Source organism: Mesorhizobium sp. 2RAF45 (genome assembly GCF_052115225.1).
GTDB classification, from domain to species: domain Bacteria; phylum Pseudomonadota; class Alphaproteobacteria; order Rhizobiales; family Rhizobiaceae; genus Mesorhizobium; species Mesorhizobium jarvisii.
In genome coordinates this window covers 287708-300727 of record NZ_JBFRGG010000003.1, presented here as the reverse complement: position 1 = coordinate 300727, position 13020 = coordinate 287708, and the positions used below count along the sequence as shown (strand labels likewise).

The following is a 13020-nucleotide window of genomic DNA, read 5'->3' as shown; positions in this document are numbered from 1 at the left end:
CTTTTATGCATTGTGCAGCGCAAAATACGGCGCCCTTCAACGAAGTCCGTCACATGAGTATCGATCGCGTGAAAGCCGCTGATTTAGGCCGTGCTTATGCGCGCATCGTCAGCCGCTGCCGCGACAGCTTGCGATAGGAGGACGGCGTCATCTTGTGCTTGCGCAGGAAGGCGCGGTTGAAGTTGGAGATGTTCATGTAGCCGACCTGGAAACAGATGTCGGTGATCGCGACGTCGGTGTCGGCCAACAGCTTGCAGGCCTGCCAGAGCCGGAGCTTGGCGAGGTGGTCGCTGAAGGAGTTGCCGGTGTTCTTCTGGAAGAAGCGCGAGAATGTGCTCTCGCTCATCCCGGCGCGTTCGGCAACGTCCGGCAGCTTCAGATCCTCGGCGAAATGCTGGAACAGATAGGTCAGGGTGCGCTGGATGATGTCGAGCGAGGCGGCGTCGAGGAGCGGCGAGAAATCCGGCGACGACAAAAGCTCGTATTCGTCGGTCCTGGCCAGCAGGTCGACCAGTTCGAGGAACAGGCAGAGGCGCGCGAGCCCATGCACGGTTCCCATCCGCTCCATCAGCTCGGCGCCTTCCAGCGCCGTTCGGCCGTGGAAGACCATGCCGCGCAGCGACCGCTCCAGGAACGGCTCCAGTTCGCGCAGTTCCGGCAGCAGGCCCACCGAGCCGCGCAGCCTCTGCGCATCGAATTGCAGGACGATGTCGCGGCCTTCGATCAACTCGCCCGGCTGCACCGCCGTCACCCAGTCATGCGGCAGGCCGCCGCCGACAATGGTCAGGTAGCCCGGCCCGAACTCGCCGATGTGATCGCCGACCAGGACCACGCCGGAGGATTTGCGCAGCAGATGGATTTCGTATTCCGGATGGAAGTTCCAGACATTGCGCTCCCAGGGATAGTCATCGAGCCGCCACAGGAAACTGTCGCTCGCCTCGGTCACGATGTGCTCGAAAGCGGGCGCCGTGCGCGGAATCGCGGCCGTGTTTTTTCGCTGCCTGAACGCCATCCGTTCCTCCCGGCGGGTTCGCTGGCTGCCGGTCTCCACGACAATCCGTAGCAGCCAGCGGCCGGCAAGGGAACGAGGCTACGGTAGCCCCTGGAATGGCGCTGGCTCAATCGGTGCCCGCTCCTCCTCCCTTGCCATCATGTCGCATTTCGTTCAATAGACGGCGCAAACGCCGCGAAACCGAAGGTTTTGCCGTTTGCAATGCGGCTTCCGGCCTATGCCGATGCGCCGCAACCTTGAAAGAGCGGAACAATGTCTGCGATCGAAGCCGGCGCTCGCGCGCCGGAAAATCTTTGGCGTCAGGAAATCAGGGCGACGCTGGCGCTGGCCTGGCCGATGGTGCTGACCAATCTCGGCCAGACCGCGATGACGGCCACCGACGTCATGATGATGGGCAGGCTCGGGCCGGACACGCTGGCCAGCGGCGCGCTTGGCGCCAACCTCTATTTCATGCCGCTGATCTTCGGCCTCGGCCTGATGCTGGCGACCTCCCCGATGATCGCCACCGAGCTCGGCCGCCGCCGCTATTCGGTGCGCGATTTGCGCCGCACCGTGCGCCAGGGCCTGTGGCTGGCGATCCTGATCTCGATCCCGATCTGGATCGTGCTCTGGCACGGTGAGGCGATCCTGCTGGCGATGGGGCAGGAACCCGCGCTGGCGCACCAGGCCGGCATCTATTTGCGCTGGCTGGAATGGGCGGTGCTGCCTTTCTACGGCTATATCGTGCTGCGCTCGTTCATCTCGGCGCTGGAGCGGCCGGGCTGGGCGCTGATCATCGTCTTCGTCGCCGTCGCCTGCAACGCGCTGTTCAACTGGGTGTTCATGTTCGGCAATCTCGGCTTTCCGGCGATGGGCATTGCCGGCTCGGGCCTCGCCACCTCGCTGTCCAGCATGCTGATGTTCATGGGCATGGCTCTCGTGGTGATGCTGGAGAAGAGGTTCCGGCGCTACCGCCTGTTCGGCCGCTTCTGGCGGTCCGACTGGCCGCGCTTCAAGGGCCTGCTGCGGCTCGGCCTGCCGATTGCCGGCATCCTCGCCTTCGAGGTGACGATCTTCAACGCGGCGGCCCTGTTGATGGGCCTGATCGACGCGGATTCGCTGGCCGCGCACGCCATCGCCATCCAGATCGCCTCGATCTCCTTCATGGTGCCGCTCGGCCTCAACCAGGCGGTGACGGTTCGCGTCGGGCTTGCGCATGGCGCCGGCAATCCGGAGGGCGTGTCGCGTGCCGGCTGGACCGCGTTCGTCATCGGCGTCTCGTTCATGGCGCTGATGGGGCTGGTGATGGTGCTGTGGCCGCATCTCTTGATCAGCGCCTTCATCGATCTCGCCAACCCGGCCAACGCCAGGGTGATCGCGCTTGCCGTGTCGTTCCTGGTGTTTGCCGCACTGTTCCAGGTCTTCGACGGCGCGCAGGCGGTCGCCGCCGGCATGCTGCGCGGCCTGCACGACACCAAGGTGCCGATGATCTACGCCGCGATCGGCTATTGGGGCGTCGGCCTGCCGCTCGGTGTGCTGCTCGCCTTCCATTTCGGCTTCCACGGCGTCGGTATCTGGATCGGCCTGTCATCAGGGCTGGCGGTGGTGGCGGCGCTGCTCCTGGCGCGCTGGCTGCGGCGGGATCGGTTGGCACCGCCGCTGGCGTTCGGGCATTGAACCAGACGGCCGGTGGCCGCCAGCGGTCATCGACACTTGCAGATGTGGGGCAAGCTAGTTCTGTCCGAGAGCCGACCGGAAGTCCTTGGTGTTGTTGCGATTGGGGTACGACCGGTCCGGCACCGGCACACCGAGATGGAGGCAAAGCGGCTCCCATCCGTCTCCCAGATTGTGGACCAGAAGCCTACCCGGTGGCACTGTCGCAATGACTGCCCCTACATTGGCTTCGTAAACGGCGATGGCATGGGCGCGATCGTGCGCCCGGCCGCCGAAGACCTGCCTGGAGATCAAGGCAAGACCGAGCGATTCCTGATCCGTACTCTGGTTGATGCCCGCCAGGATCGTCTCCTCGAAGCTTGCCCACCAGCTTTCCGGCGAGCGATATGTCAGAATGACCCGTGCGTCCGGATAGAAGTCGATCAGCTCACGCCAATAGTGCGCCGAGGGCCAGTCGACGCAGGATGCATAGCCGGCAAACAGCTGATTCCATTTTGGCGCCGCGCCCTGGGCCAGAGCGCGCCAAAGCCGCTTCTGGTCTTCATTGGCCATGACTTCATACATGTGGTGACACGGGCCGAAGCCAAGGATCGTCAGCGCCTCGCGCATCGAATCCGTTCCTGTCCGGCCAAAGCCCGTTCCGATCACCCTTATCACCACAGTTCCCCGATTCAGGTCTGCTGCTGTTAGATCAATCGCTTGCGAGCAGCACCCGCAGGCGGTTTCCCTCAGGATCGGTGGTCAGCGCTGGAAGATTAGCCGTGAATAATATTCCTGTCTTGCACATAATTCGGGCCACACGCAGCCCGTCGCCCGGTGACAGTCAGGTTGATCCGATGTCGCCTATTGCTTCAGCCCGGCGAGGAAGTCGGGCACGTCCTTGAGCGCTGCTGCACGGGCTGCCGGATTCAGTCCGGCATGGGCCACGCCGTCGCCATCGGCGGTATAGGCCAGCCCATGCAGTTCGTGGAGCTTTTGCGCCTCATTGTCGAAATCATGATAGGCGCCGGGATAGAGGATAAGCTTGACGCTGTCGGGATTGGCGTCGGCCAGCGCCTTGCACGGCGCGGCCGGTGTCCAGTCGTCCGCCTCGCCCATCACAATCAGCAGCGGCACACGGGTCGCCCAATCGCGTTTTTCGGCCGGAGCCCTGCAGCCGGGGTAGAAGGCAACCGCCGCGCGAAAGTCGGGCGAATCCGGCTTCGGCCTATCCTTCGGCCGGACCGTGTAAAGAACGGTCGAGCCGCCATTCGACCAGCCAAGCAAGGCGATGGCGGCAGGCTTCACATAGGGCAGCGTCTGCAGATAGCGGCGGGCGGCATTGGCATCCTCCACGCGCTCGCGGTAGGGTTCGACCTCGCGGTCGCCGTTCTTGCATTGCGGTCCAAGGTCGCGCGAGCCGAAACTGTCCGGAAAGATCACGACATAGCCGAGAGCGGCCAGGCGCCGGCCCCAATCGGCATGGCGCGGGCTGAGCTCCGCCCCGTTCTTACTGCTCCATAGGCCACTGCAGCCATGCATGGCCACGACCGCCGGAAATGGCCCTTGCCCTTGCGGCTTGAACAGCATTGCGTCCAGCATCGCCGGCTCGTTCTTGCCGTCGGCCGGTATGCTTATGCGATCGGGTGCCTGGTCGGCGGCCGCGGCCGGCTGTATCATCCAAAAGGCAAACAGGCCCGCGAGAGCGACACGATATTTCGCCTGCATGGCCAACGCCCCTCCCTCCCGAAAGCCGTTGCGCTCACAGTGAGGCGCGGCGCGGCTTACCGCAAATCACGGTTGCGTGGTGAAGATAGGGAAACCGACGAGGCCAAAATGGCAAGATCGGTCGAGCGCGACATATCTGGGAGCGTCTATCTGGTGCTGCCACGGAGGAAGAGACGGTGAAGGCGGCGCTTGAAAACTATCATGCCCGGATGCAGCGGGTGCTGGACCACATAGACCAGCATCTGGACGGCGATCTGGGCCTGGAAGCGTTGAGCGGCGTCGCGGCGTTCTCGAAATTCCATTTCCACCGGCAGTTCATGGCCACCTTCGGGCTGTCCGTGCATCGCTATGTCCAACTCGCCCGCATGAAGCGCGCTTCGCACAGGCTTGCCGCGAGCGACGCCCAAAGCGTCACCGATATAGCGATGGATGCCGGTTACGACGCACCGGATGCCTTCGCCCGCGCCTTTCGGCAACGGTTCGGACAGTCGCCCTCGTCGTTTCGGAAATCTCCCGACTGGGGGGCGTGGCTCATGGCCTTCGGGCCTTTCGACAAAGCAAGGAACACGCTCATGCAGATAATCTTCGAACCCGACGACGTGACGATCCGCGATGTGCCGCCCACACCGGTGGCGATCATGGAGCATCGCGGAGACCGGGCGACACTCCAGGACACCATCCAGCGGTTCATCGCCTGGCGCAAGGCGGCGGGCTTGTCGCCCGAGACAAGCCCGACCTTCAACGTCTTCCGTTCCGAAAGGGAGCCCGCAATCGCGGCTGACTACAGCATGGACATTTGTGTTGGGACCGATCAGCCGATCGATGAGAATGACGGGCAGATGATGGCCGGCGTGATTCCCGGCGGACGCTGCGCGGTGCTGCGCTACCCCGGCAACACCAACAATCTCGAACCCGCGGCACTCTACCTCTATCGGGAATGGCTTCCGGCCAGCGGCGAGGACGTGCGCGACTTTCCAGTCTATTGCCAGCGCCGGCTGTTCCGCCTCGCGGAAGGCCCGCTGCACGAAGTGGTCGTCGAGCTCTTCCTGCCCCTGAAATAGCGCTTTTGGCGGCTTGTCCCTTCTGATCGCAAGACGCGGACAAGCCGTCCACTCCACCTCGGTTGTTCCGCCTGGATCTAGCGGGCCGCCGCGCGCTTTTCGAGCGAACGGGCATATTGCGTCAGCGGGAAGCACATGAGGAAGAAGATCAGCGCCACCAGCCCGTAGACCTTGAACGGTTCGAAGGTGGCGTTGTTGATGGCGTTGGAGGTCCGCACCAGCTCCTCGAAACCGATGATCGAGGTCAGCGCCGTCGACTTGATCAGCTGCACCAGGAAGCCGACCGTCGGCGCGCGGGTGATCGAGAATGCCTGTGGCAGGATGATCAGCCTGAGCTCCTGCAGATAGTGCAGGCCGAGGCTGGCGCCAGCGTCCCACTGGCCGCGCGGCAAGGCATCGACGCCGGAGCGCCAGATCTCGGCGAGATAGGCGCTGGCGAAGAAGGTGAGGCCGAGCACCGCCGCGGTCCAGGGCTCGATGCGCAGGCCGAGCATGGGTAGGCCGAAGAACATCAGGAAGAGCTGCATCAACAGCGGCGTACCCTGGAAGAGGGCGATGTAGCCCGAGGCAAGGCGGCGGCTCCATTTATGCTTGGAGATCCGGAAGAACAGCACCGCCATGCCAACCAGCGCGCCGCCGACGAAGGCGGCCAGCGACAGCAGCACCGTCCAGCGTGTGGCCAGCAGAAGGTTGCGCACGATGTCCCAGAAAGTGAACTCGATCATGACACGCCCGCTCCGAGCGCACGGCGCCCGCCGGTGACCAGAAGCCGGCGCAAGGCCATCGACATTGCGAGATAGACCAGCGTCACGACGAAATAGGTCTCGAAGGACCGGAAGGTGCGCGCCTGCAGCATATCGGCCTCATAGGTCAGCTCGCGCACCGCGATCTGCGACACGACGGCCGATTCGAGCATCATGATGACGATCTGGCTGGTCAGCGCCGGATAGATGATCTTGAGCGCCTGCGGCAGCACGATCTTGACGAACACCTGGCGGGGCCTGAGCCCCAGAGCCAGGGCTGCTTCCGTCTGCCCACCCGGCACGGCATCGAGCCCGGCGCCGACGATCTCGATCGTATAGGCCGCCATGTTGAGCGTCATCGCCAGCATGGCGGCCAGGATCGGGTCGAGCCGGATGCCGAGGCTCGGCAGGCCGAAGAAGATGAAGAACAGCTGCACCAGGAACGGCGTGTTGCGCATCACCTCGACATACCAGCCGATGGCCCGGCGCAGCAGCACGGGACCGTTCCGCCGTCCGGCGGCGCCCAGGATGCTTAGCAGCGTGCCGGCCAGCGTGGTCACGGCGATCAGCAGGATCGTCGTGGCCGCGCCATGCGCGATGTCGCCCAAGGCACCCGGGAGCCAGGCAAAGGCCACGGCGACTCAATCCTTGAGGTTGTCGGGGTTGAGCGGCGTCTTCAGCCAGGCTTTCGAGCTTTCGTCCAGCTTGCCGTCGTCCAGCATCTTGGCGATGGCGTCGTTGACCGCCTTCTTCAGCCCGTCTTCGTTCTTGTTGAGGCCGATATGCGAGGGCGAGGTCAGCAGCTGGAACTTCTGCTCCGGCTTCAGCGCATCCTGCTTGGCCAGCACCTGGGCGCCGACATCGTTGCCGACGACCATCAGCTGGGTCTGGCCCGAGATGAAGGCCTGGATGACCGAATTGTAGTTGTCGAAGCGCTTGATGTCGGCCGAGGCGGGCGCGGCCTCGGTCAGCGAGGTGTCCTCGAGCGTGCCGCGATTGACGGCGATCGACTTGTCGGCAAGGTCTTCCTTGCCTTTGACCGACATCGCCGCCGGACCGATCACCGCGATGTAGTAGGGCGCGTAGGCGGCGGCAAAGTCGATGACCTGCTCGCGCTCCTTGGAGTAGCCGACGCTCATCAGTATGTCGACGCGATGGTCGTTGAGATAGGGGATGCGGTTCTGGCCGGTGACGGCGACCGGATTGAGCTTCACCTTGAGCGTGTCGGCGATGTATTGCGCGACATCCATGTCGTAGCCCTTGAGGCTCATATCGGCGCTGGCCGAGGAGAAGGGCGGGAAGTCGGCGAAGACGCCGACATTGATGGTGCCGGCCTTGGTGATGTCAGCCAGCGCGTCGGCATTGGCCGCCTGGGTGGCGAGACCGAGGCCGGCGGCACCGAGCACTAGGATGGCGGCTATGGATGATTTCAGTGTCGAGTGGATTGTCATTCTTATTCCCCTTCTGGAAGCTCTTGATTGTTTGAGGCGGCTGCCGGCTCCAGCGCGGCGGCCGCCTTTACTGGTTCAGGTGTCAGGCGCGCTTGCCCGTGATGGCCGGGCTGAATACCATCAGGCTCAATATCTCGAACAGCACCTGGGCGCCGGCATGCGCGGTGTTGGTGGTGGCGTCATATTGCGGCGCCACCTCGACGACATCGCCGCCGACGATGTTGAGGCCCTTGAGGCCTCGCAGCAGCTCGAGCACTTCGCGCGTCGTCAGGCCGCCGACTTCCGGCGTGCCGGTGCCGGGCGCGAAGGCGGGATCGACGCTGTCTATGTCGAAGGAGACGTAGGTCGGGCCGTCGCCGACGATCTTGCGCGCCTTCTCGATGATGGCGGGGATGCCCATCCCGGTCACCTCTTCGGCGTGCACCACGGTCATCCCCGACTCGTAAGTGAACTCCCAGAGATATTCGGCCGAGCCGCGGATGCCGATCTGGATGGTCCGCGTCGGGTCGAGCACGCCGTCGAGCACCGCGTTGCGGAACGGGCCGCCGTGGTGGAACTTGGTCATGTCGAACAGGCCGCTGGTGTCGCAATGGGCGTCGATATGGATGAGGCCGACCGGCGCCTTCTTGCCGACGGCCTTCAGGATCGGATGGCTGATCGAATGGTCGCCGCCGACCGACAGCGGGATGACGCCGGCATCGACGATCTGGTTGGTGCGGCGCTCGATGTCCTCATGGCTGGTCTCCAGCCGGTAGCGGCTGCGGAATGGCGTGTCGCCGATGTCGGCAACGCGAAGCTCATGCGTCGGCGCGCATTCCAGCACATGGTTGTAGGGGCCGATGCGTTCGATGGCGCGCAGCGCCCTCGGCCCGAAGCGCGAACCGGGCCGGTTGGTGACGCCCAGATCCATCGGCACGCCGATGATGGCCACCTGCAAGTCGCCGAAATCCGGGTTCTCGGCAGCGATTTCGCGGTAGGGCGCGGCGAGAAAGGTCGGGATGCCGGAATAGGGCGCCAGCCTTGTGCCCGACTTGGAGAAGATCTTGTCGGCGACCTTGCGGAATTTCGGGTCGAACATCTCGCCGCCATGGCTCTCGCCATACTTGCGGCGCAACGCGTCGAGCTTGCCGCGATCGTAACCCATATCCGCTCCTCCTGGGCTGATGCAGTGCCGCCGTCGGCGATCTCAAACGAACCGGCCGTCATCCGGCCGGGTCGCTGTCCCGCTGGCTGCCTGCAGATTTCACGTCTTGGTGTTATTTCGAGCCGAAGTGTCCGGCAGCCCAATTGAAAAAGCAATTGATATTGTTAGGGTGTTTCCTGTGAGAAAATCTCACAAAGAAGCCGAGCGTCCATGGTCAAGCGCCTGCCACCCCTGAACCCGTTGCGCGCCTTCGAGGCAACGGCGCGCCATGGCTCACTGACCAAGGCGGCGAGTGAGCTGAATGTCACGCATGGCGCCGTCAGCCACCAGATCAAGGCGCTGGAGCAGTCGCTCGGCGTCAAGCTGTTCGAGCGTATTGGCCAGCGGGTCAGGCTGACGCCGCATGGCGCGGAGCTGTTGCCGGCGGTATCGACCGCCTTCGACGGCATCGCCGCCGCCACGCAGCGGCTTACGCGGCCGGCCAGCAGCGGCGCGCTGTCGGTATCCTGCGTGCCGGCCTTGCTGCTTTTGTGGATGACGCCGAGGCTGGGCAGCTTCACCGCGCAATATCCCGACATCCAGCTGACGCTGATCCCCTCCAACGACCCCAGGGATATCCGTGCGCCGCATATCGATGTCTGCGTGCACTATGGCGATGGCAGCTGGGCCGATTGCTGGATGCGCAAATGGTCGGGGCTGGAGCTGTTTCCCGTGGTCAGCCCGACTTTGATCAACAACCGGCCGATCCGCAGCGTCAGGGACTTGGCCGACCATGTCTTCCTGCATGGCGACGACGGCCGCGAATGGCACACCTGGCTGGCGGCCGCCGATGCGCTGGACCTCGAAAAGGGCCGCCGCCATCATCTGGGCGACGCGCGCATGGCGGCCGAGGCGGCGGTGCATGGCCATGGCGTGGCGCTTGGCGATTCCGTGACGGCAAGCGCGCTGCTGGCCAGGGGCATGCTGATCGCGCCGTTCAGCCTTTCGGTGCCGGCGGTCGACGATTTCTATGTCGTCTGCCGCAACGAGATGCGCGCGACGCCGATCGTGCAGGTGTTCATCGACTGGCTGTTTGCCGAGAAGGCCGGAGATGACGGCCGTGCCGACGCTCCGGTCGCCGGCCGCATCATCAGCCGCCGCAAGCGTCCGCAACTCAAGGTCATCGGCGCGAAGGCGGTCGGCTGAGACCGGCTGCTCATGGCCATGCGCAGGCCGTTCTTTTTGTCGGGCCAGCCTGAAAGCGGGCAGCGCTTTGGCCAATTCGATGCTATGAGGCCTGTCGCGGTTGTGGATGGCAGGCAGCGAAGGCGGTGTTGAAACATGGCTAAGACCGATATTGCGCGGCGTGTCTACAACCACACCTGGAAGCTCGACCCGATCGTGCGCAGCCTGCTCGACACGGATTTCTACAAGCTTTTGATGCTGCAGATGATCTGGGGCATGTACCCCAAGGTCGACGCCACCTTCTCGCTGATCAACCGCACCACCTCGGTGCGTCTTGCCGACGAGATCGATGAAGGTGAACTGCGCGAACAGCTCGACCATGCCCGCACCTTGCGCTTCTCCAAGAAGGAAATGATCTGGCTCGGCGGCAACAATTTCTATGGCCGCAAGCAGATCTTCGAACCGGAATTCCTCGCCTGGCTGGAAGGCTTCCGGCTGCCCGACTACGAGCTGTCGAAGCGCGACGGCCAGTACGAGCTCTCCTTCAGCGGCCCGTGGATGTACACCACGCTGTGGGAAATCCCGGCGCTCGCGATCATCAACGAGCTGCGCTCCCGCGCCGCCATGCGGGCCTTCGGGCCGTTCGCGCTCGATGTGCTCTATGCCCGCGCCAAGGCCAAGATGTGGGCTAAGACCGAGCGGCTGAAGGCGCTGCCCGGTATCCGCATTTCCGATTTCGGCACGCGCCGGCGGCATTCCTTCCTGTGGCAGCGCTGGTGCGTCGAGGCGCTGAAGGAAGGCATTGGCGAAGCCTTCACCGGCACCTCCAACGTGCTGCTGGCCATGGACAACGACCTCGAAGCGCTCGGCACCAATGCGCATGAATTGCCGATGGTGTTTGCCGCCCTTGCCAATTCGGAGAAGGAGCTGAAACAGACCCCCTACAAGGTGCTGCAGGACTGGCAGCGCTATTATGGCGGCAACCTCCTGATCGTGCTGCCCGATGCCTTCGGCACCGCCTCGTTCCTGCGCGACGCGCCGGACTGGGTGGCCGACTGGACAGGCTTTCGCCCCGACAGCGCGCCGCCGATCGAGGGCGGCGAAAAGATCCTGTCCTGGTGGCGCGAGAGGGGCAAGGACCCCAAGCAGAAGCTGCTGATCTTCTCCGACGGGCTTGAGGTGGAAACCATCGAGGAGACCTACCGCCACTTCAAGGGCAAGGTGCGCATGTCCTTCGGCTGGGGTACCAACTTGACCAATGACTTCGAAGGCTGCGCGCCGACCGAAACCAACAGCCTCGACGCCATATCGCTTGTCTGCAAGGTGACGGAAGCCAATGGCAGGCCGGCGGTGAAGCTTTCCGACAATCCCGCCAAGGCGACGGGGGACGAGAAGGAAATACAGCGGTATCTCAGGATTTTCGGCGAGAAGGACCGGGTGGAGCAACTGGTCAAGGTGTGAAGAACAGGCGGGCTCTTGGATAGGTCGAGTTCCTTGGCGCCCCCCTCTGTCCTGCCGGACATCTCCCCCACACGGGGGGAGATTGGCTGTGATCTCCGCTTTCGCCAATTTTCAACGTCGCAAGAAGGGCGCCGATCGTGTCAACTGCCGATCTCCCCCCTTGTGGGGGAGATGTCCGGCAGGACAGAGGGGGGCGCCGTAGAGTGCCGTTTCCTGTCGTTGGCCTTGTTGTTTGTCGCGCTGCTTATCACCCCCACACCCGCCTTCGCCCACGCCTCCGACCGTGGCCACGTCCTGCTCCTCCCAACAGGCTACTACCTGATCGGCGGCGCATTCGCCGTGGCCGTCAGCTTTCTTGTGCTGGCACTGCTGCCCGCGGCCTCCCTCGACCGTTTCTGGCGTAGGCGCCTGCCGCTGTTCACCCCCGGCGACAGCGCCCGCAGCGCCATCAGCCTGATATGCTTTGCCGGCTTTGCAATTCTCGTCGCCGCCGGCCTTTTCGGCAGCCGCGACCCGCTCTCCAACCCGCTGCCGCTGGTGATCTGGACGCTGCTTTGGGCCGGCCTGACGCTGTTGCAAGGGGTTTTCGGCGATCTCTGGTCATGGCTGAACCCTTGGTATGGGCCGCGGCGCCTCGTCTCGCGCCTGCTCAGCACAGACGATGAGGGACCTTGGCGCCTTCCACGATGGGTCGGCTGCTGGCCTGCCGTCATGCTGTTCTTCGCCTTTGCCTGGTTCGAGCTGATCGATGCGGCGCCCGACGACCCGGCACGGCTCGCCCTTGCCGCCGGCCTCTACTGGCTGTTCTCATTCCTCGCCATGCTAGCCTTCGGCTATCGCGACTGGAGCCGGAGCGGCGAGTTCCTGACCGCGTTCTTCGCCATGGTGGCGCGCTTTGCACCGGTCGAGCGCGACGAGGCAGGCCGGCTAGTACTGTGCTGGCCGGCCGCCAAGCTGCTGGCGGCGGAGCCATTGCCGCCCAGCGGCATCGCCTTCCTGCTGCTGGCCTTGTCCTCGGTCTCGTTCGACGGCCTGTCGAAAACCTTCTTCTGGCTCGGCCTGTTCGGCGTCAATCCGCTTGAATTCCCGGGCCGCACGGCGGTGATCGGTAGCGGCACTTTTGGGCTCGTTCTGACATTCGTGCTGCTGGCAGCGGTGTTCCTTTTCGCGGTCTGGCTCGGCCAGCGCCTGGCCGGCAGCGGTCCGCCACTTGGCCAGGCGGCCGGACTGCTGGTGTGGTCGATCGTGCCGATCGCGCTCGCCTACCATGTCGCACACTATCTAACGGCGCTGCTGGTCGACGGCCAGTATGCTCTAGCCTCGTTGTCCGACCCGTTCGCACTGGGCTGGAACCTGTTCGGCTCCGCCGACATACAGGTCGAGGCCGGCATCGTCGCCGGCGCGGAGTCGGCCTGGTGGCTGTGGAACATCCAGGCCGGCGCCATCATCCTGGGCCATGTGCTCGCCGTGCTCGTCGCGCATGGCTTTGCCTGGCGCCTGCATCCGCAACCTGCCCGCGCCGCACTCAGCCAGTTTCCGCTCACGCTGCTGATGATCGCCTACACGGTCTTCGGCCTCTGGCTGCTTGCCACGCCAACCGTTGGATGAGAAAAGGGCGACCCCG

General features: G+C 64.2%; 12 protein-coding genes. 5 read left to right on the top strand and 7 right to left on the bottom strand.

Features of this window, described 5'->3' with window-relative positions; translation table 11 throughout:
- Positions 1-94 precede the first annotated feature (94 nt).
- Positions 95-1012 carry an AraC family transcriptional regulator gene (locus AB4Z43_RS10890; RefSeq protein WP_064985415.1) on the bottom strand — a complete coding sequence of 306 codons (918 nt, stop codon included), beginning with the start codon at positions 1010-1012 and terminating at the stop codon, positions 95-97.
- Positions 1013-1264: 252 nt separating this feature from the next.
- On the opposite strand from AB4Z43_RS10890, the gene AB4Z43_RS10885 reads away from it, so the two are divergent.
- A complete protein-coding gene (locus tag AB4Z43_RS10885) occupies positions 1265-2668 on the top strand; it encodes an MATE family efflux transporter (protein WP_441937378.1) in 1404 nt (467 codons plus the stop codon).
- Between the two features lie 54 nt (positions 2669-2722).
- On the opposite strand, the gene AB4Z43_RS10880 is transcribed toward AB4Z43_RS10885, so the two are convergent.
- Together AB4Z43_RS10880 and AB4Z43_RS10875 are read right to left on the bottom strand one after the other, a co-directional pair.
- Positions 2723-3313, bottom strand: coding sequence for a sulfotransferase family protein (locus tag AB4Z43_RS10880; RefSeq protein WP_441937377.1), 591 nt, complete (start codon positions 3311-3313; stop codon positions 2723-2725).
- Positions 3314-3508: 195 nt separating this feature from the next.
- The gene (locus AB4Z43_RS10875) at positions 3509-4372 is read right to left on the bottom strand and encodes a dienelactone hydrolase family protein (RefSeq protein WP_441937375.1); all 864 of its coding nucleotides are present in this window, start codon (positions 4370-4372) and stop codon (positions 3509-3511) included.
- 176 nt (positions 4373-4548) lie between these two features.
- Here AB4Z43_RS10875 and AB4Z43_RS10870 point away from each other — a divergent pair, with 176 nt between their 5' ends.
- The gene (locus tag AB4Z43_RS10870; protein ID WP_441937373.1) at positions 4549-5433 is read left to right on the top strand and encodes an AraC family transcriptional regulator; all 885 of its coding nucleotides are present in this window, start codon (positions 4549-4551) and stop codon (positions 5431-5433) included.
- A 77-nt stretch (positions 5434-5510) separates the two neighbouring features.
- Here AB4Z43_RS10870 and AB4Z43_RS10865 read toward each other — a convergent pair whose 3' ends face one another.
- The 4 genes from AB4Z43_RS10865 to speB form a co-directional block, all read right to left on the bottom strand.
- Positions 5511-6158, bottom strand: a complete 648-nt coding sequence (locus AB4Z43_RS10865; protein WP_038651269.1) for an amino acid ABC transporter permease — start codon at positions 6156-6158, stop codon at positions 5511-5513.
- On the bottom strand, positions 6155-6811 hold the full coding sequence (locus tag AB4Z43_RS10860) for an amino acid ABC transporter permease (RefSeq protein ID WP_441937371.1): 657 nt from the start codon (positions 6809-6811) through the stop codon (positions 6155-6157). Before AB4Z43_RS10860 ends, AB4Z43_RS10865 begins: the two co-directional genes overlap by 4 nt.
- Before the next feature lie 6 nt (positions 6812-6817).
- Complete coding sequence (locus tag AB4Z43_RS10855) at positions 6818-7627, bottom strand: transporter substrate-binding domain-containing protein (RefSeq protein WP_441937369.1); 810 nt, start codon at positions 7625-7627, stop codon at positions 6818-6820.
- Between the two features lie 82 nt (positions 7628-7709).
- Positions 7710-8771 (bottom strand): agmatinase, encoded by a 1062-nt coding sequence (gene speB / locus AB4Z43_RS10850; protein ID WP_019862500.1) that lies wholly within the window; start codon positions 8769-8771, stop codon positions 7710-7712.
- Between the two features lie 210 nt (positions 8772-8981).
- On the opposite strand from speB, the gene gcvA reads away from it, so the two are divergent.
- From gcvA to AB4Z43_RS10835, 3 genes are all read left to right on the top strand, one after another.
- Positions 8982-9956: a transcriptional regulator GcvA gene (gcvA, locus tag AB4Z43_RS10845; protein ID WP_019862499.1), complete on the top strand. Its 975-nt coding sequence runs from the start codon at positions 8982-8984 to the stop codon at positions 9954-9956.
- Between the two features lie 135 nt (positions 9957-10091).
- Positions 10092-11396, top strand: a complete 1305-nt coding sequence (gene pncB / locus AB4Z43_RS10840; protein WP_019862498.1) for a nicotinate phosphoribosyltransferase — start codon at positions 10092-10094, stop codon at positions 11394-11396.
- A 171-nt stretch (positions 11397-11567) separates the two neighbouring features.
- Positions 11568-13004 (top strand): hypothetical protein, encoded by a 1437-nt coding sequence (locus AB4Z43_RS10835; RefSeq protein WP_441937366.1) that lies wholly within the window; start codon positions 11568-11570, stop codon positions 13002-13004.
- The last annotated feature ends 16 nt before the right edge of the window (positions 13005-13020 follow it).